Raw genomic sequence first — 25,945 nt, 5'->3', positions numbered from 1 at the left:
ATGCCCGGCACGATCCGGCCCGCTTCGGAAGTCCTGCTGCGCCATGGTGACTACACCGTGACGCTGCGGGCGTCCCTGCGGGCTGCGGTCGCGCTGGAAAACACGCCGGAAGGCTTTGCAGGTCTGTTCGATCAGATCGCCGGGCAGAGCCTTTCGGCAACCTACACCGTCATTCGTGCCGCCGCGAAAGACATGGCCGAGGCCGAAAGGCTTCTGGCGCATGTCGGCACGGAACCGCTTGCCGCTTTCCTCCGGAGCGCGCAGGCGGATTGCCTCGCCCTGATGTGGGCCTGTCTCCTGCCTGCGCAGGGCGAGGCGTCAAACCCTGAACCGGCTGCCGGTCCCGAGATCACGCTTTCGCAGTTTTTCACCGAACTGTTCAGCCGCGCGACAAGCTGGCTGCACTGGCCTCCGTCCGAAGTCTGGAATGCCAGTGTGTCCGAGATCGTCACCGCGCTTGAAGCGCAGGCCGACCGCGAGTTGCGCAGGGCAGGGGTGGAACCGACCGACACCGCCGCGAAGGACGCGCAGCGAAAAGCGAACATTGCCGCAGGGCTTGATCCGGAATTTGACCGCGAGAAGTTGCGGGCGCTGAGGTCCAAGCTGCGCGGATGAGCAAACCGCCCCGCCTGTGTTCCTGTGGTGAGATCGTGCCTGCCGGAAGCCTCTGCGCCTGTCAGATCGAGGCAACACGCGCCCGCAACCGTCGCCATGACGCCAGACGCCCGAACAGCCGCCAGCGCGGCTATACACGCCAATGGGAAGCCCTGCGGGCCGAGTTCCTGCGCCTGCACCCGGCCTGCGCTTTCTGTGGATCACCGGCTGAACATGTTGACCATATCAAGCGCCACAGGGGCGACGCTGCGCTGGTGCTGAACTGGAACAACCTGCAGTCCCTCTGCGCCCATTGTCATAACTGCGTGAAGCAGCGGCAGGAACGGGCGCGCGATGTTTGACGATCCGGGCCGCAGCAGTCCTGAGCGCGCCCTATGGCAGGAAGTGCTATACCGCGTGATATCTGACGCCCGACTTGACTCGGATGGCGGGAAGATACCGCGCCGCAGGCAAGAGGAATACACCGAAGCCCGCGCCTACCTGACCGAACCCAGCGAAGACCTTGCGCTTGTCTGTGAGATGGCAGGCGTTGACATGGGTGCGCTTGTGGAGAGGATAGCAGAAAAAATATTCCTTCCTGATGTCAAACAGTAATCAAGATTCATCTAATGCGCTAATTTCAGTCATGTCGACAGATAGCTCAACTGGAACTTCAAGTAGAGTAGTCCATTTTTTTGAGTCAGAAAGCTTCCACGACAAAACAAACGATCCCGATTGCTCAGTGTTAAATGGAATTCCCGTGATCTGAAGTGTGGCTCCCATCACGCCTTCTGGGATGAAAGCGCTAATCTGGGTCTGAGTGGACTTTTTCTCTGGTGAAGTCAACTTCAGATCAATATTGTGTTTACCTTCTGGGAGGCCGTGAAAGTTAACATATAGACAGAAATCAGATTTAAAAAATGGACCATTGGTTTCCAATACCCCAGCCATCACGCCAACAAGGATAAACTTGCCGTTAACTTCCTGATGGATGCCATCGCATAGAATTGCGTCTGTTCTAATGGCTGGCATTGTCAAGCCTAATGTTTCTCACAGCATTTCGTGCTTTTACAAAAGTTTCCTTCCCTTTATGGTCACCCCAAGAGTGGGTTGGAATGTTTGCGCTGTGGGCGCCGGAAATTATCTGGCGTTTATGATTTCCTTTTATGGCATCATTCTCCATTGGGCAGTAGTGCACTACAGGGAAAAGGTCCAAAGCCCACGCAATCTCACTTATCGTCCGGAGTGTCATATTGCCTTGTCCATTGAGAGCTTTTGACAAGGTGGCCTTATCCATGCCAATTGCTCGTGCAATTTCAGCTTGACAAACGCCAGGTGAATTCTTCTTTGCTTCCAATAGGGCTAAAACAAGGCCACGCCTCGTTTCGCCAATAAATTTAGCTGACGCGAGATCCTTTTCATCGATCTCAAAATCCAAGAATGTCATTTATTTCACCTTCGATGAACTTCGGTGGAGTAAGGTCAAGTGCATCCCTGTCTGCACGACATGTTTCCAAGCAGCCCGCATACGTCACACGCCTAGCGCTAAACTCCGACTTTGGAAGGATTGTGGATACGATTAGGTCAGTGCTTCGCCAGAACCAGCCGAATATCCTAAGATCAGCCGTCCGGAGTTCATGCAACCATTCTGGTTGTTTCCAGAGTGTCTTTGGAGGAAAAGCATTTACATTCTCTCCTGTCATTACACGCCGAAATACATCGGCCAATTGCTCACGAGGGTTCTCAACTCCATCAAAGAATCCATCCGGCTTAAGATTCTTCAAGTTTTCAAGAATCCAATCTTCAGCACGCCTACATATGTAAATGTTCCTCACGACGGGCTTTCCCAGCGCCAGCTTGTGCGGCCAAACCTTCAGTTGGCCTTCTCTTGAGAGCTGCGCAGGTGTTGGCATTTATGTCAACCGTCGAGTTGTTTCAAGTAACAAGTGAAACGCAGATGGAAAGATTTCGTGATTACGCGGTCACATCAATGCACTTTTAGTGCTATCTAGTCGAACCTGACACACAATATCCTGTCTCGGCAACCGCTTTTTGTAGTCCTTCAGAGGGCGGGGCGCATCTGTTGGGATGCCCCGGGCACCCCCCAACTTCCGCCCCCTGATGGGAACCGGCGTTGGGAGCGTCACGCAAGACACGTTATAATATAACTTTTCACTACTGGGGTAATATGATACCGTATAGGGAAGTCCTGTTCCCTTGTGAGTATCCAGTATGCCCCTGTCTCTTGACCTGATCCGGTCCCATCTGAACCTTGACGACGACCGCGACGAATCCTTGCTGACCCATTATGCCAACGTGGCCGAGGCATGGGTTCAGGCTTACACCGGCCAGCCCTTCGACACCGCAAGCCCGCTGATGGTGCAGGCAGCGCTTCTGCTGATCGCGCACCAGTATGAGGCGCGCGAGGCTGTCAGCTTTGCCAGTGCCTACCAGCTTCCGTTCGGGGTTCATGACCTTCTGTCGCCGCTGAAAGACCGCGTGACGGGCTATAGACCCGAACCGGAGGCCGCGTAATGCCGAAGCGGGTAACGGGTTCTGAGGCGCTGGCGAAGCGCATGGCCGCGATTCCGCAGTCGGTTCTTGAAGCGCTGCGCCCGGCGCTGACCAGATCGGTGCAGGAAATCGCAGCCGATGCCCGTGCGCTGGCCGAGTCATCGCGCCGGTCTGGTGCGCTGGTGGAGTCTATCGAGGCAACAGCACCGGGTGAGACGACGCCCGCCTTCGCCTCGGATGGGGGCAGGCGCACCGCTGATGAAGGGCAGGCTTTCGTGACGGCTGGTGATCCTGATGCGCGGCATGGGCATCTGGTCGAGTTCGGAACGGCCGAGCGGGTTCATAAGGACGGCAGCCCTACGGGCACGATGCCCGCGAAGCCCTTCCTGCTGCCCGCATGGCGGCTGAACAAGACCCGCGTTCGGAACCGGCTGCGCCGTGTGATCCGTTCGGAAGTGAAGAAGGGGGCGGCGGAATGATTGAGCCAAGCCTTGCCCTTCAAACCGTAGTGCGCGCGGCGCTGATCGGCAACCCTGCTGTCCTTCAGCATGTCGCGCCCGAGAATATCCGCGCCGGTTCAATCCGGTCTGTGAACATGCCGGGGATCGTGCTTGCCCCGGCCCGTGTCGAAGTGATGGGCCGCGCCTCGGGCGGTCAGATCGTCGCAGAGGTTCGCGCCATGCTTCATATCTGGACAGTGCAGGACGGTTCCGAGGTCGCGCAGGCGATTGCGGGCGCGGTGCTGGCTGTCCTGATGGATGCACCGGCAGGGCAGGGCTTCACGATTGATGATTGGGATCGCCCTGAACTGGTCTGGATGCCCGACCCTGACCCGGCGCAGTCTTGCGCCCATGGCGCTGTCGCGCTGCGGGCTGTCCTGCGGTGGAGGGTGGCAGCATGAAGGCCGGGAAACTTCAGCACGCAATCGAGTTGCAGCGCATGGCCGAGACAGTCAGCCCGAGCGGGGCGGCTGCACAGGTCTGGACGACCTATGCGACCGGCAGGGCGGAACTTCGGCAGGCCGGGGTTTCCGAGTTCCTGACAACCTATGGTGAGGGCGTGGCGAATAACGCGGTGTTTTTGCTGCGCTGGCTGCCGGGTGTGTCTGTCGCGGATCGGATCATTCATGCCGGGAAGGCTTGGAACATCGTCGCGATTGCCGAGATCGGGCGCAGGAAGGGCTTGGAACTGCGGGCGGTGGCCGCATGAACCGCCTAGTAGAACATCCAGCGTTCGCGTTCTTCTCCGACAACCGGATACATCATGCGGCTTTGCTTGTCATAAGTGCAGAGCATCGAAGGGGAATCGTCATTGGGCATCCTATCTCTAGCGATTGTCCAATCTTTGTCAGACGCTGGAATAATCTCAAAAATCAACTGACCGTGCTTTTTCCACGACCTTCCAAGCGCCAGAGTAAAGCCGCGCTCTGTTGCTTTTCCGTTCAGCCAGTCAACGCAAGCGGTCCCATAAACGTCGCGTTCCCGGTCTGTGACTTTATCCGAAACTGTAGCCTGATATCGGTGATTGGTGACGTAGAGTTGGTAGCCAGTCGCAAGGTTTGTGACGACAAGAATTGCGATAAGAGTTCGGCTCATGCGGCGCTTTCCGTGTGTTGCTTTGGTAAAACATATTCGGTGCCGGTATGAGTGCCAAGCATCTGCGGGGCGTGAAGCCCGCTATTCGCCCGGATCAGGAACCGCTGACACGCGCGCCGAAAGCGCCCGCGTGGTTCAGCACCTATGCCCGCGAGGAATGGAAGCGGGTTTTGCCGGTGCTGGTGGCCCGGCGGGTGATCTGTGCTGCCGATCTGGCACAGGTAGAAACCTATTGCCTTATGAACGGCTTAGTGAAGCAAGTTGAGGTAGAGCGTCAACTTGCGGGCGGTCAGATCGACCCCAAAATGTTCGGGGTGCAGAACCGTGCTGCACAGACCGCCCGGCAGATCGCCGCGACCCTCGGGCTTGATCCGGTCAGCCGGGCGAGGATGGGGCAGCCTGCAGAGGATGACGACGACACCGACAACCCCTTGGCCGTGGTATGATGACCGGCAGCACCTTCCCGGCATGGATTCATGACGCATCGCCAATCCCTGACCCGATGGGGTTCGGGGAACGGGCTGTCACCTTCCTGCGCCGCCTTCGGCATCCGAACAGCACCGCACCGGGCCGGGCCTTTCAGCTTTTCGACTGGCAGGAACGGATCGTCAGGCGCATCTATGGTCCGCGCAATCCCGATGGCAGCCGGATCGTCAAGACGGTGATGCTGCTGCTGCCGAGGGGCAACCGCAAGACCAGTCTGGCCGCAGCACTTGCGCTGCTGCATCTGTTCGGCCCGGAAGCCCGTGCTGCCGGGCAGGTGGTGTTTGCGGCCTGTGATCGTGAACAGGCGTCTATCGGGTTCCGCGAGGCCGCGAACATCATCCGCGAGGACCGCCGGCTGCTGAAGGCGGTAACGATCCGCGATGCTTTCAACAGCAAGAAGCAGATCACCTTCGGAAAGAACGGTAGCACCCTGACCGCCCTTGCCTCGGATGGCGGGGCTGCGCATGGCCTGACCCCCTCATTCACGCTGATTGATGAGATTCACGCATGGCGGGGCCGCGACCTTTGGGAAGCAATCAAGAGCGGTCAGGCCAAGACCGACGACACGCTGATGATGATCGCCACGACCGCCGGGCGCGGTTCGGAAGGGCTGGCTGCCGATCAGTTCAATTACGCGGTGCAGGTCGCGAAGGGCGAGATCGTGAACCCGGAATTTCTGCCGGTCCTGTTCATGGCCGAACCGGGTGACGACTGGCAGGACGAAACAGTATGGCAGAAGGTGAACCCCGGCCTTGTGCATGGCTTCCCGTCCTTGTCGGGCTTGCGGGCGCTGGCGAAAGAGGCCGAGGGGAACCCTGCCGAACTGTCCAGCTTCCGGCAGTTCAACCTGAACATCTGGCAGGCGAACAGTCGCGACCCGCTGTTTGATCTTGGCGCATATGACGCCCGTGCGCTGGACGATGACGACACCGACCTTGAACAGCTTGCCGCCTATATTGGCGTTGATATGTCAGTCTCGGGCGACCTGACCGCCGTTTCGGTGGCCTTCCGCCATGATGATGGGCAGATCACGCTTCGCAGCGCGGTATTTGTTCCTGGCGATGATCTGCGGGGCAGGGCGGATCGTGACCGCGCCCCCTATGAACGCTGGCGCGATGATGGGCTGATCCGCATCTGCCCCGGCCCGATCATTGATAACGCGATGGTCGAGGATCACATTCGCGACCTTTGCGCGACCTATGACGTGCAGGAAATCGCCTTTGACCCGCACCTTGCCCGCGTGACGATGCAGCGCTTGCATGATGACGGGCTGCCGGTCTTTGCCTTTCCGCAGCGTCCGCTGACCATGGGTGTTGCGGCGGGTGATATGGAACGGATCGTCACCGGGCGGTTGATCCGCCATGATGGCGACCCGGTGCTGCGTCATCACTTTGAGAATGTCGTGACCAGCCGGAACCCGTCATCCGGCCTGATCCGGATGCACAAGGCGAACGGCCATAGCCGCATAGATGCAGCCATTGCTTCGGCCATGGCCGTTTCGCGGGCTGTCACCGCCCATAACAAGAAATCCCGCTATGACTCGCCCGAGGTTCTCGGGCTGACCATGTTCTAGGAGTAAAGAGTATGTCCGTTGAAATGATGGGCCTGATTGTCAAACTTGAGGCGCAGCAGAAGCAGTTCAAGCGCGATTTTGACCGCGCAATCTATATCCAGCGCAAGGCCGCGCAGCAGATGGAAACGCGGGCGAAACAGAGCGCTGACCGTATCGCGCAGAGCTATGAAGGCATGGGCAGCCGGATCGGCGGTGCCTTCAAGACCATTGCAATGCCGAGGATTGCGGGGCTGGCCGGTGCTGCTGCCGGTATCGGTGTTGCCGGGGCGGTCAGCACCTTGCGCCGCACGGTGCAGGGAATTGCCGAGATCGGCGACGCGGCCAAGCGCGCCGGGATGCAGGTCGAGGCGTTTCAGGAATGGCGCTATGTCGCGGAACAGAACCGGATCGGCATTGACGCCCTGACCGATGGGTTCAAGGAACTGAACCTGCGCGCGGATGAATTTGTCATCACCGGCAAGGGCAGTGCTGCCGAAGCCTTTCAGCGCCTCGGGTTCGGGGCAGATGATCTGAAGGACCGCCTGAAAGACCCGTCTGAGCTGATGCTTGAAATCATCAGGCGTCTTGAGGGTGTGGACAAGGCCGCGCAGATCAGGATCGCGGATGAGATTTTCGGCGGTTCTGCCGGTGAACGCTTTGTGGAACTTCTGGACCGGGGCGCAAACGGCATCCGCAATCAGATCGACCGGGCGCGCGACCTTGGGCTGGTGATGGATGAGGGCGCGGTTCGCAAGGCTGCCGAACTGGATGCGAAGTTCGCGGAAGTGACCAGCCGCTTGCAGACCCTGTGGCGCACCGGCGTTGTGGGGGCCGCTGAGTTTTTCGGCATGGTGGAACGCGAGCGGGCGAAGCTGGAATTTGACCCGAGCATGACCGGGCAGGTCTTCGGTGACGATATGGCCGCGTCCCTCGGGAAGCTGCCCGAGGTCGGGCAGGACGCCCTTGCGGTGATCGAGGGGATGCGGGCCGAGATCGCGGCCCTTGAGGCCGAGGCACGGCAGCTTGTCCCGGCCTTCTCCGATGCCTCTTTAATGCTGCGCGGTCTTGGGGAGGATGCGACCGCGCAGGCCCTGACCGATCTTGCGACCCGGTTTCAGGAAACCAGTCAGGCATTCGCGGATGGAACCCTGACCGGGGATGAGTTCGCCAAGGCCCTGACCGATGTGACAGAGGAAGCAACAGAGACGCTGGCCGGGCTGGATGATCTGGACAAGGCCCGGTTGGCCGGTGTGATCGGTCAGGTATCCAGTCTGCTGGACTGGATCAGGAAACTGCCTGCTGCGGTGCAGGACGCCCGGCGCGAGATCAACAGCCTTGAGATGATGGACACCGGCACGATGCTTTCCGGTGAAGATCAGAACCTGCTGCCGCCGGGGCGGTTCGCGCCGGGGCGGTCCATCCGCCCGAGATCCGCACCCGCGCTGCTGGGGGAACCGGAACTGCCCAAGGCCGGTTCGGGCGGTGCTGGTGGTCGGTCGCAGTCCGAGTTTGACCGGGTTCTGGAAAGCCTGAACCGCGAGAGGATGGCGCTTGAGGCCGAGGCGGTGGCGCTGGTGGCCGCGACACAGGCGGGCATGGAATACGCGGATGCAATCGACTTCGCGCGCATCCGGGCCGAACTGCTGAACGCCGCAAAGCGGGATGGCCGGGCCGTGACGCCCGAACTGACTGCCGAGGTTGACCGGCTGGCCGAGGCGCATCTTCGCGCCGGTCAGGCCGCGCAGAAGTCAGCCGACGACATGAAGGCGGTAGAGCAACGGGGCAAGCGCGGGGCCGAAGCCCTGACCGATACGTTCATGGCGGTGCTGGATGGGTCCAAGAGCGCCGAGGAAGCCCTTGCTGATCTTCTCATTCAGATGGCGAAGGTCCAGTTTCAGAAGGCGTTGATGGGGATATTCGAAGGCAGCGGCGTCGGTGAATTTGTCGGTGGCCTTCTCGGGTTCGCAGATGGCGGGTTCACCGGGCGCGGTGGCAAGCATGAACCGGCGGGCATTGTCCATCGCGGGGAATATGTGTTCAGCAAGCAGACAGTCCAGCGCCTCGGGGCGGGCAACCTTCACAGACTCCATGAGAGCGCCAAGAAAGGGTATGCAAGCGGCGGGCTGGTCGGTGATGCCGGAAAGGTCGCAAAGGCCACGGGCGGGCCGCTGCGCGAGTCCACGGGGGCATCCGCACCGGCAGTCACGATCAATGCGCCGATCACGGTGCAGGGCAGCGCCGGAACGACCGAACAAAATGCCGATCTGGCGAAGCAGGTGGCAGCCGAGTCCGAACGCATGTTCCGGGGGCTGGTGCGGGATGAACTGGTCAGACAGATGCGGCCCGGCGGCTTGTTCCGCTGAGACTCCACAGGATGCCCGCACAGACGCTTTGACGCGCCGGGCAGCACATGGGCGGGAAAGCCGCGTCATGCCTCTGTGTGGGCTTCTCCGTGAGTCGGAGCGCGTATCAGGCAGCCGGGGCGAGGGAGGTGAGCGGGCGCAGCCCGCGAGTTCCCCGAGGCAGGTTCATCATCATGACCGGGAAGGGGTTCCTAGGACCGGGGAAGGGTGTTTGATGAGGCGTGTCGTTTTGCCCGTTACTCATATATCTCTTAAGTTATGTGTATAAGAGTAACTTTTCTTAAGAAGTATATAAATACGGGCAAAAGGACACGCTTTCCCCGGCCCGGTTTTGTGCACGTTTAGGTTGCAAAAAGACACGCAAACCTGTCCGGTCAACCTCTTTGCGTAACGGGCAAAACGACACGCCCTTGCGGATGCCTATTGACAGTTAACGGTTAGCGGATTATATCATGCTGATCGTTAACAAGAGTGTCCCCATGACAAACCACATCAGACTGCCCGCCGAACGTATCGAGCAACTGCGCCGGATCGCGCAGGCCAAGGAAAAGACCATCACGGAGGTGATCGCGGATTACGTCCGGTCCGAGATCGCCGCAGGCACCATCCCTGCATCTGTTCCCGGTTTCGACGTTGCCAGCGAAGGCGCATCCATCACCATCAGGGCGAACGGGTTTGAGGCTTCGGTTCCGATGGGCGAAGGCCCGACCGTTGCCGATCTGCTGAAAGAGGCGGGGAGCGCGAACGCTGACCCCGAGCGCAAGAAGCGGTGGATCGAAGGTGCTGCGGCCATGTCCGGTATGACGGTGAAGCGGGCCGGGAACGGCCTGAAGCTGGTTTCGCCGATCACCGGGCGCGAGTTCCCGTTGAATCTGGATATCGCTGCCGATCTTGCGGAACAGATCGAACGCGCTGCCGAATGAAAACAGGGGCCAGCGCGGCAACGCTGAACCCCTGAAAAGCTGTCTCACTGATAGGTCATAACATATGCGGAATCCCGCTGACTCACAAGCCGAAGATGATGATGAAGGCCCGATCTATGAACCCGTCAAGCTGACGCCCTATGATCGCCGCCGGAATGAGTTGCGCGAACTGGAAGCAAAGCGCGATGCCATCTTGGCGCAGGATGAGATCACCGACAAAGACCGCCAGCGGCTTGTCGTCCTCGCCCCGCTGATCGAAAGGGCGCAGCAGCGTTTTGATCGTGAAGGCGAACGGGCGAGGGACGACACCTTTCGGTTGCGCCGGGGGATTGACGACTGGCGGGCTGACGAGGGCCGCGAGGAATACAACGCCAAGCGGCGCAAGGTCCGCCTGCATCCGAATTACAAGCTGTCTGTTCTGACCCCGGACGAAAAGAAGGAATATGAGCGCGACCGCCGTTCAGATGCGAACTGGTTCAAGCGCCTGCGGGATAAAGGCGTGTCCGAAGTCGAGATTACAGCAGCCTATGCCATCCGTCTTGAAGAGAGGGAGAAGGCGCGCGAGGCGCAGCGGGCAGCAAACGCCGAAGAAGATGCAGCCGAGGCCGAACTTCGCAATCATCCTAACTTTGGCATCATGGGTTCCGCGCAGTAGCTATCCAGCTAAATAGCTAAATACACATGAAAAACAATTACTTAAGGTGATTTTGGCGCTTGCGCTGCGATTCCTGATCGGCCTAGGTTCGGCAACCAGTCACCATAGGAGCGAACATGCCGACCTTCCTTTCCGACGATGCCTATTCCCGCCTGCTGGACGATCTGGCCGGGGCGTTCATCGCTGCCGCCTCTGCGCCCGGTGTGGTGCTGCGCGACAAGCTGGCCGAGGTGCTGGCGGGCGCTGATGTGCTGCCCGAGGGCTGCCGGGGTGACTTTGAGGGGGAGGGGGTTACGGGAGCAGGATTCTCCACTGGTGACTTTGCAAAGACCGCAGTTTTCTAGGAAATTCAGCAAAACTGTGCAAATCTGGTGGTCAATATATCTATGAATCAAAGGGTTAGTGGGGGTGTAAAACCTTTTACTTTCCTTGCGACAAGCTGTTGAAAGCTGCTTATTAGTAGGTTTGCTCGATGCGAAGTGCTGCGCGACCAGATAGCAAGTTGACGTAACGTAATGTGGTTGCCGGTGCATTTTCTTATGGCAGGCAGATAAAGTGTCGGTTACATGTAACCAACACGAAAGGATAGAGCATGGCTATGACAAATGCAGAAAAGGTTCGCCGCTATCGCGAACGACAGAAGCAAAAGGAGACACAGGAAAGCCTGACGGTGACGGGCGTCTTTCAAGCCCCGTTCTTCAAGTTTGTCGGTGAGGATGGCCCCGGTGAGTTGTCGGAAGTCGAACAGAATCTAGCGCATATCGGTTTCGAATGCCCCGTGTTCGATGACGACCGTGGCCCCGAGTGCTTCAATCTCGATGGCACATTCGACCCATCGGATCGTGACAACTATCCCTTTAGGGATGTTCACGGTTCATTGGGACGCGCTGAGTTGATGGTGGGGATGCTGACTGAGGCCGCCCGATCCTTGGCCTATCAGATCAGCGCTTACAAGCGCAGCGAGATCAAAGCCCGCCTTGCCGAGATCGAGGCTTCCGACCTGTCGGAACCCGAAGCCAAGAAGGCAGCGCTGAAAGAGGCCGCGAGGCTGAACAAGATGCTGGACCAGCTAGACAAGCAGGTCCGCTGGACCTTCCCACAGTGGAAGGTGACGGGCTGAAAGTAGCCCTGAACCGTCATACTGCGCCCGGTTCAGTAGCGACAAGAGCGGATGTGTTTGGACGCCGCCCGCCCTTGTCGCAAGCAGATAACTGATGAACGGAGTATCACCATGCCTAAAGACTATTTCAATCCCGCTTCGGCGGCAACGTCCATCGCTGATATCGGCGGGCTTCACCGGAAGGTGATAGTGCAGGGGCTGATCTACGGCATTGCCCAGATCCAGAGCCTTCCGGATGAGCGCCGCGAGGAACTTTCCCACAGCGCGATGTGTGATCTTGTTCGCAAGATCACAGACGACCACGACCTTGCGTATACACTCTGGGGTGTTGAGCATCATGTCGGATTTGACGTTGATCTGTGGCCCGAAAACAGCGGTCCCGGCCCGTATGGTTCTTACTCGGATGAGGAAATGGACCGCAAGGAAGACGTTCGCTTTTGTATCTACAAAGCGAAAAGGAAGTTCGCCCAGACTTGCGCACTTGCCGATGCGCCGCCGTCCGATGTGATCCGGTTCTTTGGTTTCGACGGTAGCGAAGGGGAGGCTGAATAATGGGCAAGGTTCGGACGCTGGAACAGTTTCTTATGCCCGCTCTTTCTCCGATGATGCAGGAAGGCACTCTTGCTAAGTGGCTGGTGAAGGAAGGCGATCTGTTCAAGCCCGGTGACATTATCGCCGAGATCGAAACCGACAAGGCGACGATGGAATATGAAGCTACGGCAGATGGTGTCGTTGTCTCGATTCTTGTCGAGGAAGGAACGCCGGGCGTGAAGGCCGGAACGCCGATTGTAATCGTCAATTCAGACATGGGCGCAGTCGCAGAAACCCGGCGTAGGGCGAAAGCGCGTGACGAATTGCAGATGAAGAACGTGCCACACTACGGCGTGTTTTAGTCGGCAACCTGCGGGCAGTCATAGTTCATCCACCCCCACAAGGCACGGTTACGCGACACCGGCCACGCGGTGCCGAGTGACACTTACTAGCGCGATTGAGAGGGGCGGGGCGAAAGCCTCGCCCTTTTTGTCTGTCTGACGAGTCGGTAAGGGTGCTGTGAGGCGGTTCCATGGTCCGGAAAAGTGTTCCGGATGCGCCGACTCGGCTTCAGCTAAGTGATTGAAATTAAAGGAAAAATACGATTGGCTGGGGCGCCAGGATTCGAACCTGGGAATGTCGGTACCAAAAACCGATGCCTTACCACTTGGCGACGCCCCAACCGTGCGGCGGTGTTTAGCGAAGGCTTTGAGGCGCCGCAAGGGGGATGGTGGAGAAAATTCATCCGGCGTTTTCAAAGGGGGCGCTCCGCTCTGTCCTCCCCGGATCGGGCGCTCTGCGCGTCGTGCTTGCCGCAAGGGGGCGAAGCGGATAACAGGCGCGGATGCAGGTGGATGTGGCAATTCTCGGGGGCGGGGCGGCGGGGCTTTTCTGTGCTGCCGAGGCGGCAGGGCGCGGCCGTCGGGTGCTGGTGATCGAGGGCGCGAAAGCGGCCGGCGAAAAGATCCGCATCTCGGGCGGCGGGCGCTGCAATTTCACCAATCTGGGCATCGCGCCCGAACGCTTCCTGTCACAAAATCCGCGCTTCGCGCTTTCGGCGCTGAAACGCTTCACACAATGGGATTTCATCGGCCGGGTCGATGCGGCGGGTATTGCCTGGCATGAAAAGACGCTGGGGCAGTTGTTCTGCGACGGGTCGGCCACGCAGATCATCGCGATGCTGCTGGAGGATATGCGCCGCAAGGGCGCTGATCTGTGGCTTTCGACGCGTGTCGATGGGGTCGAGCGGGCCGGTTCTGGCTTTCGCGTCCTGACCAGCCGCGGTGTGGTCGAGGCGGGCCGCGTCGTGGTCGCCACCGGGGGCAAGTCGATCCCGAAGATGGGGGCCAGCGGCATCGGTTATCGCATCGCCGAAGGTTTCGGCCTGTCGCTGGTCGAGACGCGCCCGGCACTGGTGCCCCTGACCTTTGCGGAACAGGAGCTGGAAGGTTTGCGCGGGCTGGCCGGGATTGCGGTGCCGGGCAGGGTCAGCGCAGGCCGCACAAGCTTTGATGAGGCGCTTTTGTTCACGCATCGCGGGCTGTCCGGCCCGGCGATCCTGCAAATCTCAAGCTATTGGCGTGAGGGGGACGAGATCGCGCTGGATCTGGCCCCGGGCCGCGATGTGGCGGCGGAATTGCGCGTGATGCGGGGGCAGGGCGGACGCATCGCGCCCCGCACCGCGCTGGCGCAGATCCTGCCCGAGCGTCTGGCGCGGCATCTGGAAGACCGCGCGGGCCTGACCGGCACGCTGGCCGATCAGGGCAATGCGCGGCTGGACCATCTGGCGGCACAGGTGCGCGACTGGCGGCTGCGCCCGGTCGGATCGGAAGGCTACCGCACAGCCGAAGTGACGCTGGGGGGCGTTTCGACCGAGGCGCTGGAGGCCCGGACGCTGGAAGCCAAAGCCGTGCCGGGGCTGCATTTCATCGGTGAGGTCGTGGATGTCACTGGCTGGTTGGGCGGCTACAACTTCCAATGGGCCTGGTCTTCGGCCTGGGCGGCGGGGCAGGCGGTCTGACACCTGCTGCGGCAGATATTTCCGGCCTGAATATCGTCAGTCGCCGCACGGGCAAACCGATACGGGAGCGCACCGGTCAGGCGGAATCGATCCGAACGGCATGGAAAAAGGGGGGGGGGTAAAGTGCAGGCTTCTGTTGCCAGGTGCCTGCGGACCCCGCCTTACGCGGCTAAGCGCAAGGGCTTAAGTTTCGATCTCTCGAACTGCTTACGCAGCCAGAGCGACCGGAGCACGGTTGTCATTGGCAACTGTACTTTTCGGACCGATAACGGTGGTACCTCACCGAGCGAAAGCTGGCCTCTTTAGTCGTTCGTCGATCCTGTTTCGGCCCCGTCCGCCCGCAATGCCGGGTGATTGGTGGAGCCGCCGGGTACCGCCCCCGGGTCCGATCCGATTATTACAGGTGCGTTTATCGCCATAGTCCGGGCAAGCCCGAACAGACCCAATATAGGGGGCGGTGCAGCGGGGTGCAATGGGGCGTTCAGTGTTGGGCAGGGGTGAAAGGGGCAAGGGGGGGAAAGGGGCAGGGGGCTGTCTGCCCCCTCGCCGCCGCTGGCGGCTCACCCCCGAGGATATTTCCGAACAGATGAAGACCCCTTCAGCGGCCCTTCAGGGCGGCGGCCTGTTCGGGTGTCAGGGGACGGATGTCGCGGCCATGCAGCATCAGATGCAGCCTTGCGGTCTCTTCCAGCTCCTCGGTCGCATATTGCGCCTCGGTCAGGGTCTTGCCTGCGACGACAGGGCCATGATTGGCCAGCAGCACGGCATGGGAGGCCCCCGCCCGATCCTCGACCGCGCGGGCAAGGGCGGCATCGCCGGGGGCGAAATAGGGCACAAGCGGCAGTTTTCCGACCCGCATGACATAATAGGCGGTCAGAGGCGGCAGCACGTCTTCAGGGTTCACATCGGCCAGAATCGAGACCGCAACCGAATGGGTCGAATGGATATGCACGACCGCCCCAGCCTCACCCCGCGCACAATACATGCATTGATGCAGGAAGGCCTCTTTCGTCGGCTTGTCACCCGCGACATGCGCCCCGTCCGTATCGAACAGTGACAGGCGTGCGGGGTCCAGCGCGCCAAGACTGGCATTGGTGGGCGTCATCAACAGCCGCCCGTCCGACAGCCGCGCCGAGATATTGCCGGTGGAGCCGAAGGTCAGCCGCCGGTCGAAGATCGACTTGCCGACGGCGGCGATCTGATCGCGCAGTTTCGTTTCTTCGGAGAGTGTGCCGGTCATAGCAGCGTCCAGGCCTTGGTGAAGAAATCCTCGGCGCCGAAATTGCCCGATTTCAGCGCCAGCGCCAAGGGCGTGTCGCCCAGGCTGACGGTCCAGGGCACGCCGGGGTCGATTTCGGGGCCGATCTTCATGGCGCTGACGCCAAGGGCGGTGACGACCGCCCCCGAGGTTTCCCCGCCTGCGACCAGAAAGCGCCGGAAGCCCCGGTCGCGCAGGCTGCGCGCGACGTCGCCCAGAAAATGCTCGACCAGTTCGCCTGCGCGATCGCGGCCGAGTGTGGCCTGTGCTGCGCGGACCTCGTCGGGATCGGCGCTGGAATAGATCAGCGGTGTCGCCGTCGCGGCGGTCACGAAATCCAGTGCCGCATCGACGGTCTGGCGTCCGTCGGCAATGGCCAGTGGGTCGAGTTTCAGCACCGGCACACCTGCGGCGATGGCATGGGCGATCTGGCCGCGCGTGGCCTTGCTGCAGGACCCGGCCAGCATGACGGCGGGGCCTTCGGGGGCGGCGAAATCCTCGGCCTCGCCCGCGCCGGTCAACCAGCCGCGCCGCCGGTAGGCCTCGGGCAGGCCAAGGGCCAGACCGGACCCGCCCGTCAGCAGCGGCAGATCGGCAATCGCCTCTCCCAGCACGCGCAGATCTGCATCGGTGATCGCATCGAGGATCAGGAAGCCCTTGGCCTCGGCAATCTGTGTCCGCACCGCTTCGGCGCCTGCCGCGATGCTGTCATGCGCGATCAGGCCGACGGGGGCAGAAACCTGTTCGGCCAGTACGGCGACCAGATCGGAATTGGTCATCGGCGTCAGCGGATGGTCCTTCATCGGGCTGTCGGACAAAAGCTGCCGCCCGACAAACAGATGGCCGTTGAACACGGTGCGGCCATTGGCGGGGAAGGCGGGGCAGGCGACTGTGACATCGCTGCCCAGATCGGCCATCAGCGCCTCGGCCACCGGGCCGATATTGCCTTGGGGCGTCGAATCGAAGGTCGAGCAATATTTGAAATAGATCTGCCGCGCGCCGGCCTTTTGCAGGCGGGCAAGGGCTGCGCGCGACATCGCCACCGCCTCATCCACCGGATTGGTGCGCGATTTCATGGCCACGACCACCGCCTCGGCATCGCCGAAATCGGCGCTGTCGGGCACGCCCACGACCTGCACGACGCGCATGCCCTCCCGCGCCAGCATCAGGGCAAGATCGGTCGCCCCCGTCAGGTCATCGGCGATAGCACCCAGGATCATCGTTTCGGCCCTCCATCTGGTATACCAGTTATGGGTGCCCGATCCGTGCCGTAGGGGCAAGGGCTTTCGGCCCTGCCATGGCTATTCGGCGGCGATGGTGATAACCGGCTCCATCTTCGTCAGCACCTCATCGGGCAGATGGCATTTGATCTGATGTCCCGTCGCCAGATGGCGTACCGGAGGCACCTCACGGTCACAAAGCCCGCCCGGCACTTCTGATTTCCAGCGGCAGCGCGTCTGGAAGGGACAGCCCGGGGGCGGGTTCATCGCGGATGGGATATCCCCCTCCAGCACGATGCGTTTCTTGGTCACCCGGGTATCGGCAATCGGCACGGCAGACAGCAGCGCCTCGGTATAGGGGTGATAGGGCGGGGAAAACACCTGATCGGTGGTGCCCAGCTCCACCACATGGCCCAGATACATCACCATCACCCGGTCTGACAGATAGCGGACGATGGAAAGGTCATGGCTGATGAACAAAAGCGTCGTGCGGTTCTTGCGCTGGATTTCCATCAACAGATCGGTCACGGCGGCCTGCACCGACACATCCAGTGCCGAAACGGGCTCATCCGCCACCACGATCTTGGCGCCGCCCGCAAAGGCACGCGCGATGCCGACCCGCTGTTTCTGGCCACCTGACAACTGGCGCGGCATCCGGTCGCCGAATTCGCGCGGCAGTTTCACAAGATCCAGCAGTTCCAGCATCCGGGCGCGGCGTTCCTCATCGCTGTTGCCTTCGCCGAAGATTTCCAGCGCGCGGATGATCTGGCGGCCCACCGTCATGGACGGGTTGAGCGTATCGAACGGGTTCTGGAACACCATCTGCACCGAGGAGACCGTATCGGTTGACCGCTTCTCGATCGGCGTGTCCTGAATGTCCTGATTATACATCACGATCTTGCCCGATGTGGCGGTTTCCAGCCCCATCAGCACTTTGGCGAAGGTGGATTTTCCGCAACCGGATTCACCCACAATGGCCAGCGTTTCGCCTTCACGCGCGGAAAAGGACAGGGTTTCATTGGCCTTGACCACCTTGGCCTCACCGCCGCCGAAGAACTTGCCCGAACCCACCTCGTAATATTTGCGCAGCGCGTCCATTTCGAGAACGACCTCACCCACGGGGGTTTTCTCGACCTTTTTTACGGCTTTCAGCGGGGCATCCCAGTCGATTTCCGCGAATTTCAGACAGCGGGAGCCGTGACGGTCGCCGGGCACTTCGGCCATGCGGATCTCGGTGGCATCACAGCGGCCCGCCTCAAAGTAATCGCAGCGGGGGCCGAAGTTGCAGCCCGGCGGGCGTTCATGGGGCAGGGGGAAATTGCCCGGGATGGCGACCAGCGGGCGGGAATTCTTGTCCGCCCCCGGCAGCGGGATCGACCGGAACAGCGCCTGAGTATAGGGATGGCGCATCTTGTCGAAAACCTCGGCGACATTGCCGGTTTCCACCGCCTCACCGGAATACATCACGCAAAGCCGGTCGCAGACCTCCAGCACAAGGCCCAGATTGTGGCTGATGAACAGCATCGAGGTGCCGTATTTCTCACCCAGTTCCTTGACCAGATCGACGATGCCCGCCTCGACCGTCACATCCAGCGCGGTGGTCGGTTCGTCAAGGATCAGTAGCGCCGGTTTCGACATCAGCGCCATGGCGATGACGATGCGCTGTTGCTGGCCCCCTGACAACTGGTGCGGATAGGCGCGCAGGATGCGGTCTGGGTCAGGCAGGCGCACATCAGCCACGATATCGCGGGCAAGTTTCCATGCCGCGTCCTTGGACATCGATTCGTGGATCATCGGCACTTCGGCCAATTGCGCGCCGATGGTCATGGCGGGGTTCAGCGAGGCCATGGGTTCCTGATAGATCATCGCGATTTCCGAGCCGCGCAGATGGCGCAGGTCTTCCTCGGACATCGTGGTGAGATCGCGGCCCTTGAACCGGATCGATCCGCCGGTGATCCGGCCATTCTTGCCCAGATCGCGCATTACGCCCAGGGCCACGGTGGATTTGCCGCAGCCGGATTCGCCCACCAGCCCCATCGCCTCACCCGGCATGACGGTGCAGGAAAAATCCATCACCGCCGGAATTTCCCGCAGGCGGGTGAAGAAGGAGATTGAAAGGTTTTCAATCTCGAGGATCGGTTTTGTCTTGTCCCATTCGGTCATGGCTTGCTCCGGTTGACTGCCGCAAGGCCCGGGGGGTTCACACCCCCGGACCCCCGTGGGATATTTTCAAAGAGGCGAAGAGGGGCGGGATGCGCTGCATCAGTCCCTCAGACTTTCTTCGCGCAGCCCGTCGGCCAGAAGATTGAGCCCGAGAACGAGGCTCATCAAGGCAAAGGCCGGCACGACCGCAGGATGGGGGAAGATCGACAACAGGCGGCGCCCGTCATTGATGGTCGAGCCCCAGTCCGGGCTTTCGGGGCTGACGCCGAGGCCGAAGAAGCCAAGCGTGCCCAGAAGGATGGTCGTATAGCCGATGCGCAGGCAGAAATCGACGATCAGCGGCCCGCGCGCATTGGGCAGGATCTCCCACAGCATGATATACCACGCACCTTCCCCCCGGGTCTGGCCTGCGGCGACATAGTCGCGCGACCGCAGATCCAGCACGATGCCGCGCACGATGCGGAACACGGTGGGGGCGTTCACGAAGACCACGGCGACAAAGACATTCAGCAGGTTCGGATCCATCGACCAGACGCCCAGCGGGTCCATGTTGAAGGCAAGACCCGAATAGGCCCAGAGGCCAAGAACCAATGTGATGCCGATGAACAGGTTTCGTTTCGGCGGATCGGTGAAGTAGCGGCTGTTGAACAGTGTGATGAAGAAGATCACCGGGAAGATGAACAGAACGGCGGCCAGAATGATCGGGATGCCGGTATCGCGGATCTCCGGCGTGACCAGCAGATAGAACAGCAGGATCACCGGGAAGGCCAGCACGAGATTGGCAAGGAAGGAAAGCCCGGTATCCAGCCTGCCGCCGAAATAGCCCGCAGGCAGGCCCAGCGTGATGCCGACCATGAAGGCGAAGGCCGTGGCGGCCGGGGCGATGGCCAGCACGCGCCGCGCCCCCATCACCATGCGGCTGAAGACATCGCGCGCAAGGTTGTCACCGCCCAGCAGGTAATAGGCATAGGACGATCCTTCAGGTGCCGCTTCGCCCGGCGGCTTGTTCTTCATGCTGGAGATCTGGACCAGCGGATCCTGCGTGATGATGAGATCGGCAAAAAGCGCGGTGAAGACCCAGAACATCACGATGGCAAAGCCGATCATGCCGATCGGGCTGTCGAACAGCTTGCCGTAGAGGCCCAGCTTGCGTTTCTGATGGATCGAGACCGCGAAGGTCACGATCAATGCGGCCCAGACGGGCCAGAACTGAATTGCCATACGGGCGAAGATGCCACCCCAGCCAAGCGGTTCCATGGGCGATCCTCCTCAGGAAATCCGGATACGGGGGTTAAGGAAAGCATATCCGATATCGGATATGAGCTGCGTGACCAGAACAACGATCACCGCGACAACCGAACAGGACAGCAGAAGGTCGATGTCGTTATTGCCCGCCCCCTGCACCAGCGTCCATCCGAAGCCTTTGTAATTGAACAGGGTTTCGACAATCACAACGCCGTTCAAAAGCCAGGGAAACTGCAGCATGATGACGGTGAAAGGCGCGATCAGCGCATTGCGCAGCGCGTGGCGTATCACCACATCGCGGAATTTCACGCCCTTGAGCCGCGCGGTGCGGATATATTGCGCTGTCATCACCTCGGTCATCGAGGCGCGCGTCATGCGGGCGATATAGCCCATGCCGTAAAGCGCGATGGTCAGCACCGGCAGGCCGAAATTCCAGAAGGTGATCTTGTCCATGGCCGATGTGGCGGTGCCCTGAAAGAGCGTGCGGCCGCTGATCCAGCCCCATTCGGCCAGAACCGGCGAGATGCCCGCCGTGGCCGATGCAAAGACAACGATCAGGATAACGCCCGAGACATATTCGGGCGTCGCAGTGGTGGCGATGGCCACGGTTGACAGCGCGCGGTCGGTGCGCGTGCCTTCGCGCATCCCCGCAAGAACACCCAGCAGCAGCGCCGAAGGCACCATCACGATCATGACCCAGAGCATCAGCCAGCCCGTCGCGGCGAGGCTGCGGCCCATGATTTCACCCACCGGGCGCTTGAACACCGAGGATTGCCCCCAATTGCCCTGCAGAACGCCGCAGCGGGTGGGCGCAGTTTCCGCCGTCAGCCCGCCCCGGATACATCGCCCGGTGACCGATCCATCCACGTCACGCGTCCAGCCGGGCAGCACGCCCAGCCATTCGCCATAGCGCATAATCAGGGGCCGGGCGTGGCCATTGGCCTCCAGCCAGCTGGTCACCTGATCGTCGCTCATGCGGACCGAACCTTCGGACCGGGCGAGTTTCTCAAGATTGGGCTCTAGATTGGTCAGGAAGAACACAACGAAGGTGAGGCAGAGTGCCGTCAACGCCATGATCCCCAGACGGCGGGACAGAAACATCAGCATGGGCCGTCCTTTTCCGGAAACTCAGGAATGGGGTGCTGCGCGGAGGGATCTGCCCCCCGCCCGGCCGGAATCAATTTTTGCGGGAATCGGGCCGGGAAAAATGCCCCCGGCCCGGTGATCCGGATGGATCAGGCAGCCATCCACCACTTGTAATGGTGGTGTTCAAAGGTCGGGTGCATTTCGGCGCCCTTCACCTTGGGATCGTAATGGCGGTAAAGCGAGCGCCAGTAGGGCTGCACCATGACACCCTGTTCCTGCAGGATTTCCTGAATACGCTTCATCACCACGCGGCGTTCATCGGCATCGGCGATGGAATTCGCCTGCGCCAGAACCGTGTCGAATTCCGCGTTCGAGAAGGCGGATTCGTTCCAGGCTTCCCCGGTGCGATAGGCCAGCGAGATGACCTGCACGCCCAGCGGACGCATGTTCCATTCCGTCGCCGAGAAGGGGAATTTCAGCCAGTCGTTCCAGTAGGTCGAACCTGGCAGAACGGTGCGCTTGATGTTGATACCCGCATCGCGCATCTGGGCCGCCACCGCGTCACAGGTCGCGGCCTGCCAGGCATCGTCAAGCGAGACCAGTTCAAACTCCTGATCGGCCATGCCCGCCTCGGTCAGGGCCGCCATCGAGGCGGCCGGATCGGGCGTCAGCGGCGGCAGTTCGGCATATTCCGGATGGATCGGGCAGACATGGTGGTTTTCGGCCAGCGTGCCCAGCCCGTTATAGCCAAGTTCAAGCACGACATTGTTGTCCACCGCGCCGACCAGCGCCCGACGCACATTCACATCCTTGTAGATATCGGCATCCTGGTTAAAGCGCACGGTGATCGTGGCCGAGGTGATGGCTTCCGACTTTTCCCAGCCCAACCCGTCAAGGATGTCGATGAAATCGCCAACCGATTGATAGGTTGCGTCAATCTCACCCGAACCGGCAGCGGCGATATGGGCCGAGGGGTCGGTGCCGAGGTCGATATATTCGATCCGGTCCAGATAGGGGCCGCCATAGACCTCGGTGCCCCACCAGGTGTGATCCTCATTGCGCACAAGCGTCTGGCGCACGCCGACCTCGTTCAGTTCGGGCAGATAGGGCCCGGTGCCGATCGGGTTTACCGACGGGTCACCGCCGTCATAGGACTGGTGGACGACCGCCGCAGGGTAATCGGCCATGTTGATGATGATGGAAATATCGGGGGCCGACAGTTTCAGCGCCACGGTCTGCGCATCGACGACAGTGATCGCGCCTTCGGCGGCCTTCTGCGTTTCGGGATTCTGCAGGGTCGCCATGCGGCCCGCCATGGAATTGCCCTCGACCGTGCCATCGCACCAGCGGTCGATATTGAAGGCGACATCCTCGGCGGTGAAATCGTCGCCATTGCTCCATTTCGCGCCCTGACGCACTTTCAGCGTGAATTCGGTCGCATCGTCATTGGCTTCCCAGCTTTCCAGAAGCATTCCGCGCAGGCTGCCATCAGTATTGTATTCGACCATGTATTCCAGCCAGCCACGGGTGAAGTTGGCGATCTGGCTCCAGTCGGCGGTGCGCGGGTCTTTTAGGCCTTTGGTTTCCATCTCCATCCGCAGCGTACCGCCGGATGTCGGGGTTTCCTGCGCCTGCGCCGCGGGGGCGGCAAGGCCCAGAAGCCCGTAAGCGGCCGGGGCCATGACACCGAGCGCCGAGGCGCGGGTCAGGAACTCGCGGCGGCTGAGCTTTCCGGCCTTCACTTCTTCCGAATACATCACGGCTGCAGGATGCAGTTTAACACCGTTTCCGGTTCTGTCGGTCATCATGATCTCCCTGTCATGTTTTGTCTTGGTGAACAGACCGCAAGCCCCTGCAAGAACTGCAAGGGGTCGGACGTGCCGGACACGCGTGTATTTCCGCATGTCTGGCCGCAACGGTCAACGATTGCTTTCGGCACTTGATCGCTTAAAAACGACATGGCCCCAGCCTACAGGACTGAACCCGGAGGTCTACCCCCTAAGCCAACCCCAAAGGCACGGAAAGCAGGGTCTCAGGCGCCCTTGCGGAAGGCCGAGGGCGATTTTCCGGTGCGGTGCTGGAAGGCGCGGGTGAAATAAGCGGGCGAGGTGAAGCCCAGAACATCCGCGATCCGTCCGACCGGGATACGGGTTTCCGCAAGCATCTGCCGGGCCTCGAAAATCAGCCGGTCATGCAGCAGCGCCGAGGCGGGCCGCCCGCAGGCCAGCTTGCAGCAGCGCGTCAGATGGGTGGGGGTCACGCCAAGCGCCGAGGCGAAATCGGCCACCCCCATGCCAGACCGGAAATCCCGTTCCAGCAGGGCCGAATAGCGCGCCACCAGCCGATGCGCCGCATCGGGGCGTTTCTGTTCGGCGGCGACCTTGTCGACCTGCCGTTCCAGCCAGACCCCCAGCAGCCCCAGATAGTGCCGCGTGGCGCGGTCCTTGCCGGGGCTGGTGCTTTCCGTCTCACGGGTGATTGCATCCAGCGTGATGTTGAGTTCCTGCGCGGCAAAGGTTTCGCGGATGCGCAGATGATGCGGCACTTTCGGCAATGTCACGTCACAATCGCGCCCGAAGAACACCGCTGTGCCGAACACCGCCGGACCGGCCTCAAACCCATGCATGACGCCGGGGGGCAGAAAGATCGCGTTATGGGCGGTATAGCCCCGGGTTGACCCCGCGATGGTAATGCGTCCCTGTCCCTTGGTGAACCACAACAGCATCGGCTCGGAGAGTGACCGCATCGCCTCAACCCGCCAGCGACCACCGGCCGTCAGGCGCGGCACTGCAACCAGTCGCAGTTGCGAGATCGGATAGGAACGCGTCATCGGTTTTCCTTTCGGCTCCCAGCGGGGCCTCTGGCATGTCCCGGACAGGCCCCAAGCGGGCAGAGTAAGCGCGGCTTTCGGGCAATCCAAAGCAGAAAATGTACGAAAAGTGACATTTACACAGATCTATCCACAGGTTTGGCGCTTTTCCCGCGTTGAGGAGCGAATCATGGCGGCGGTTCGGCAGGACCGGATGCCGCGCGGTCATTCCACCGCCCGAATCAGTCAAGACCGTCAGGGCAGGTCCAGCAGATGCCAGCCTTTCAGACGGTTGCGGAACCATGTGCGCTGCCGTTTGGCATATTGTCTTGTCGCGATTTTTGCCGCCTCGACAGCCTCTTCCAGCCCGGTCTCACCCCGCAGATGCCTAATCAGCTCCGGCGCGCCGATGGCCCGGGAGGATGGCAGCGCCGGATCCCAGTGGGGCAAGGCGGCGCGGGCCTCCTCCAGCGCGCCGTCCTGCATCATCGCCTCGAACCGCAGGTCGATCCGCCGGGCCAGCCAGTCGCGGTCGGGTCGCAGGATCAGGGGTTCGCATTGTGAAAGTGGCAGCAGTGGCGGGCCGGTTTCGTCCTGCCAAGCGGCCAAGCCCCGGCCGGTGGCCTGCTGCACCTCCCATGCGCGCTGCACGCGGGCCGGGTTCTGCCGGTCGATGCGGGCGGCGGTCTGCGGGTCGATGCCCGCCAGCAGTGCTGCAATCCCGCCTTCGGCCCGCAGCCGGTTGCCCTGTGCGCGGATGTCGGGCGGGGTTTCGGGGATCCGGGCCAGACCTGCGGTCAGGGCCGTGAAATACAGCCCCGTCCCCCCGACGATCACCGGGCGGGCACCGTTTTGCATAATCTCGGCCACAGCCCGCAGCCAATGACCGGCCGACCAGACATCATGCCGCCCGACATGACCATAAAGCTGGTGGGGCAGTGCGGCCTCTTCCGCGACCGAGGGCCGCGCCGTCAGCACGCGCCAGCAGTCATAGACCTGCAGCGCATCGGCATTGACAATCACGCCCCCCGAACGCGCCACGATTTCAGCCGCCAGCGCGGATTTTCCGCTGGCGGTCGGCCCGGCGATCAGCAACGGGCGGTCGGGCGGTAAATCGGGGAGACCGGTCCACATGCCAGCGTTCTGCGGGATTTGCGCGTCTGAGGGAAGCCCGGAAATCGCGGAAAGGGTCGCGGGATAAAGCCTGCAGGGGCGCTGCGATCTTGCCCTTTCGTCCCAGTGTCCTACCTGCCCCGCCATGCATATGCTGATAGCCGCCTTCTTTCTTGCCCTGTGGCCGACCGTAGCGGCGTCTGATCTGTTGCAACAGACCGGGATCGTGATGCTGATGCGTCATGCCACGGCGCCCGGAACCGGCGATCCGCCGGGGTTTCGCGTGGATGACTGCGCCACGCAGCGCACTCTTTCCGACGCAGGCCGGGACGAGGCCCGCCGCCGGGGCGCGCAATTTCGGGCAGCGGGGATCAGGCCGGATATTCTTGCCAGTTCCGGCTGGTGCCGGGCGCGCGAAACGGCGGAATTGCTGGATCTGGGCGCAGTGACGCACTGGCCGTCACTCGACAGCTTCTTTGCCGATCGTGGCCGGGAAGGCACCGCCAGCGCCGAAACGCTGGCGCAACTGCGCGGGCTGGGGTCCGGGCGCGCGCTGCTGGTGACGCATCAGGTCAATATCACCGCCCTGACCGGAATCGTGCCCCGTTCAGGAGAGATCATCGTGACACGGCTGGGCTCGGCAGGGCCGGGCGCAGCAGGGCGGCTGACGGTTCTGGGCCGCCTGCCGCCGCCCTGAA

General features: G+C 61.4%; 28 protein-coding genes, 1 tRNA gene, 1 other RNA gene and 1 pseudogene. 18 read left to right on the top strand and 13 right to left on the bottom strand.

Translation table 11 applies throughout. The annotated features are described in order from the left end of the window. The 3 genes from JL811_RS09505 to JL811_RS09495 are packed head-to-tail and all read left to right on the top strand — an operon-like array spanning position 1 to position 1,209. On the top strand, positions 1-615 hold the full coding sequence (locus tag JL811_RS09505) for a hypothetical protein (protein WP_202688364.1): 615 nt from the start codon (positions 1-3) through the stop codon (positions 613-615). Next, entirely contained in the window at positions 612-956 is a 345-nt protein-coding gene (locus JL811_RS09500) for an HNH endonuclease (protein WP_202688363.1), read from the top strand. Before JL811_RS09505 ends, JL811_RS09500 begins: the two co-directional genes overlap by 4 nt. Beyond that, positions 949-1,209, top strand: a complete 261-nt coding sequence (locus tag JL811_RS09495) for a hypothetical protein (protein ID WP_202688362.1) — start codon at positions 949-951, stop codon at positions 1,207-1,209. Before JL811_RS09500 ends, JL811_RS09495 begins: the two co-directional genes overlap by 8 nt. On the opposite strand, the gene JL811_RS09490 is transcribed toward JL811_RS09495, so the two are convergent. Together JL811_RS09490 and JL811_RS09485 are read right to left on the bottom strand one after the other, a co-directional pair. After that, positions 1,210-1,626 carry a DUF6941 family protein gene (locus JL811_RS09490; protein WP_202688361.1) on the bottom strand — a complete coding sequence of 139 codons (417 nt, stop codon included), beginning with the start codon at positions 1,624-1,626 and terminating at the stop codon, positions 1,210-1,212. Beyond that, positions 1,613-2,041, bottom strand: a complete 429-nt coding sequence (locus JL811_RS09485) for a helix-turn-helix domain-containing protein (RefSeq protein ID WP_202688360.1) — start codon at positions 2,039-2,041, stop codon at positions 1,613-1,615. Before JL811_RS09485 ends, JL811_RS09490 begins: the two co-directional genes overlap by 14 nt. A 785-nt stretch (positions 2,042-2,826) precedes the next feature. Here JL811_RS09485 and JL811_RS09480 point away from each other — a divergent pair. From JL811_RS09480 to JL811_RS09465, 4 genes are read left to right on the top strand one after another with little or no spacing between them, the layout of a single operon-like run. Next, positions 2,827-3,129, top strand: coding sequence for a head-tail connector protein (locus tag JL811_RS09480; RefSeq protein WP_202688359.1), 303 nt, complete (start codon positions 2,827-2,829; stop codon positions 3,127-3,129). Then, positions 3,129-3,587, top strand: a complete 459-nt coding sequence (locus JL811_RS09475; protein ID WP_202688358.1) for an HK97-gp10 family putative phage morphogenesis protein — start codon at positions 3,129-3,131, stop codon at positions 3,585-3,587. The genes JL811_RS09480 and JL811_RS09475 overlap by 1 nt, the downstream gene beginning before the upstream one ends. Beyond that, positions 3,584-4,009, top strand: a complete 426-nt coding sequence (gp17, locus tag JL811_RS09470; protein ID WP_202688357.1) for a tail completion protein gp17 — start codon at positions 3,584-3,586, stop codon at positions 4,007-4,009. The genes JL811_RS09475 and gp17 overlap by 4 nt, the downstream gene beginning before the upstream one ends. Further along, positions 4,006-4,317: a phage head closure protein gene (locus tag JL811_RS09465; protein WP_202688356.1), complete on the top strand. Its 312-nt coding sequence runs from the start codon at positions 4,006-4,008 to the stop codon at positions 4,315-4,317. The genes gp17 and JL811_RS09465 overlap by 4 nt, the downstream gene beginning before the upstream one ends. A 5-nt stretch (positions 4,318-4,322) precedes the next feature. Here the strand turns inward: JL811_RS09465 and JL811_RS09460 are convergent, their stop codons facing one another. Then, positions 4,323-4,703 (bottom strand): hypothetical protein, encoded by a 381-nt coding sequence (locus tag JL811_RS09460; protein ID WP_202688355.1) that lies wholly within the window; start codon positions 4,701-4,703, stop codon positions 4,323-4,325. A gap of 47 nt (positions 4,704-4,750) precedes the next feature. On the opposite strand from JL811_RS09460, the gene JL811_RS09455 reads away from it, so the two are divergent. From JL811_RS09455 to JL811_RS09415, 9 genes and pseudogenes are all read left to right on the top strand, one after another. Beyond that, positions 4,751-5,149, top strand: a complete 399-nt coding sequence (locus JL811_RS09455) for a P27 family phage terminase small subunit (protein WP_202688354.1) — start codon at positions 4,751-4,753, stop codon at positions 5,147-5,149. After that, a complete protein-coding gene (locus JL811_RS09450) occupies positions 5,146-6,762 on the top strand; it encodes a terminase large subunit (protein ID WP_237684892.1) in 1,617 nt (538 codons plus the stop codon). Before JL811_RS09455 ends, JL811_RS09450 begins: the two co-directional genes overlap by 4 nt. Positions 6,763-6,773: 11 nt before the next feature. Beyond that, positions 6,774-9,104, top strand: a complete 2,331-nt coding sequence (locus JL811_RS09445; RefSeq protein WP_202688353.1) for a phage tail tape measure protein — start codon at positions 6,774-6,776, stop codon at positions 9,102-9,104. A gap of 452 nt (positions 9,105-9,556) precedes the next feature. Further along, positions 9,557-10,027: a hypothetical protein gene (locus JL811_RS09440; RefSeq protein WP_202688352.1), complete on the top strand. Its 471-nt coding sequence runs from the start codon at positions 9,557-9,559 to the stop codon at positions 10,025-10,027. A 64-nt stretch (positions 10,028-10,091) separates the two neighbouring features. After that, positions 10,092-10,682 (top strand): hypothetical protein, encoded by a 591-nt coding sequence (locus JL811_RS09435; protein WP_202688351.1) that lies wholly within the window; start codon positions 10,092-10,094, stop codon positions 10,680-10,682. Between the two features lie 116 nt (positions 10,683-10,798). Further along, the gene (locus JL811_RS09430) at positions 10,799-11,026 is read left to right on the top strand and encodes a hypothetical protein (protein ID WP_202688350.1); all 228 of its coding nucleotides are present in this window, start codon (positions 10,799-10,801) and stop codon (positions 11,024-11,026) included. 248 nt (positions 11,027-11,274) lie between these two features. Further along, complete coding sequence (locus tag JL811_RS09425) at positions 11,275-11,802, top strand: hypothetical protein (RefSeq protein ID WP_202688349.1); 528 nt, start codon at positions 11,275-11,277, stop codon at positions 11,800-11,802. Positions 11,803-11,913: 111 nt separating this feature from the next. Next, positions 11,914-12,354: a hypothetical protein gene (locus JL811_RS09420; RefSeq protein ID WP_202688348.1), complete on the top strand. Its 441-nt coding sequence runs from the start codon at positions 11,914-11,916 to the stop codon at positions 12,352-12,354. Next, a pseudogene (locus JL811_RS09415) lies at positions 12,354-12,594 on the top strand (biotin/lipoyl-containing protein); the annotation flags it as partial. The gene JL811_RS09420 and the pseudogene JL811_RS09415, both read left to right, overlap by 1 nt. Before the next feature lie 345 nt (positions 12,595-12,939). On the opposite strand, the gene JL811_RS09410 reads toward JL811_RS09415, so the two are convergent. Continuing rightward, positions 12,940-13,014, bottom strand: a tRNA-Gln gene (locus tag JL811_RS09410). A gap of 163 nt (positions 13,015-13,177) precedes the next feature. Here JL811_RS09410 and JL811_RS09405 point away from each other — a divergent pair. Continuing rightward, on the top strand, positions 13,178-14,353 hold the full coding sequence (locus JL811_RS09405; RefSeq protein WP_202688346.1) for a BaiN/RdsA family NAD(P)/FAD-dependent oxidoreductase: 1,176 nt from the start codon (positions 13,178-13,180) through the stop codon (positions 14,351-14,353). A gap of 122 nt (positions 14,354-14,475) precedes the next feature. On the opposite strand, the gene ssrA is transcribed toward JL811_RS09405, so the two are convergent. From ssrA to miaA, 9 genes are all read right to left on the bottom strand, one after another. Further along, positions 14,476-14,830, bottom strand: a transfer-messenger RNA (tmRNA) gene (ssrA, locus tag JL811_RS09400). Positions 14,831-14,951: 121 nt separating this feature from the next. Beyond that, positions 14,952-15,593 (bottom strand): 3-oxo-tetronate 4-phosphate decarboxylase, encoded by a 642-nt coding sequence (gene otnC, locus JL811_RS09395; protein WP_202688345.1) that lies wholly within the window; start codon positions 15,591-15,593, stop codon positions 14,952-14,954. After that, entirely contained in the window at positions 15,590-16,831 is a 1,242-nt protein-coding gene (gene otnK, locus JL811_RS09390) for a 3-oxo-tetronate kinase (RefSeq protein ID WP_202688344.1), read from the bottom strand. Before otnK ends, otnC begins: the two co-directional genes overlap by 4 nt. An 81-nt stretch (positions 16,832-16,912) precedes the next feature. Further along, positions 16,913-18,994 (bottom strand): dipeptide ABC transporter ATP-binding protein, encoded by a 2,082-nt coding sequence (locus JL811_RS09385; RefSeq protein ID WP_202688343.1) that lies wholly within the window; start codon positions 18,992-18,994, stop codon positions 16,913-16,915. Positions 18,995-19,093: 99 nt separating this feature from the next. Continuing rightward, a complete protein-coding gene (locus tag JL811_RS09380) occupies positions 19,094-20,251 on the bottom strand; it encodes an ABC transporter permease (RefSeq protein ID WP_202688342.1) in 1,158 nt (385 codons plus the stop codon). A 12-nt stretch (positions 20,252-20,263) separates the two neighbouring features. Further along, positions 20,264-21,346 carry an ABC transporter permease gene (locus JL811_RS09375; protein ID WP_202688341.1) on the bottom strand — a complete coding sequence of 361 codons (1,083 nt, stop codon included), beginning with the start codon at positions 21,344-21,346 and terminating at the stop codon, positions 20,264-20,266. A 128-nt stretch (positions 21,347-21,474) separates the two neighbouring features. Next, positions 21,475-23,133: an ABC transporter substrate-binding protein gene (locus JL811_RS09370; RefSeq protein WP_420496775.1), complete on the bottom strand. Its 1,659-nt coding sequence runs from the start codon at positions 23,131-23,133 to the stop codon at positions 21,475-21,477. Between the two features lie 224 nt (positions 23,134-23,357). Continuing rightward, positions 23,358-24,155: a helix-turn-helix domain-containing protein gene (locus JL811_RS09365; RefSeq protein ID WP_202688340.1), complete on the bottom strand. Its 798-nt coding sequence runs from the start codon at positions 24,153-24,155 to the stop codon at positions 23,358-23,360. A 234-nt stretch (positions 24,156-24,389) separates the two neighbouring features. Next, on the bottom strand, positions 24,390-25,268 hold the full coding sequence (gene miaA / locus JL811_RS09360) for a tRNA (adenosine(37)-N6)-dimethylallyltransferase MiaA (protein ID WP_202688339.1): 879 nt from the start codon (positions 25,266-25,268) through the stop codon (positions 24,390-24,392). 124 nt (positions 25,269-25,392) lie between these two features. Here miaA and JL811_RS09355 point away from each other — a divergent pair, with 124 nt between their 5' ends. Next, entirely contained in the window at positions 25,393-25,944 is a 552-nt protein-coding gene (locus JL811_RS09355; protein ID WP_237684891.1) for a histidine phosphatase family protein, read from the top strand. Position 25,945 lies beyond the last annotated feature (1 nt).

Source organism: Szabonella alba, assembly GCF_016765775.1.
GTDB classification, from domain to species: domain Bacteria; phylum Pseudomonadota; class Alphaproteobacteria; order Rhodobacterales; family Rhodobacteraceae; genus Szabonella; species Szabonella alba.
The sequence above is the reverse complement of the archived record's forward strand: the minus strand, read 5'-3'. Positions and strand labels throughout refer to the sequence as shown.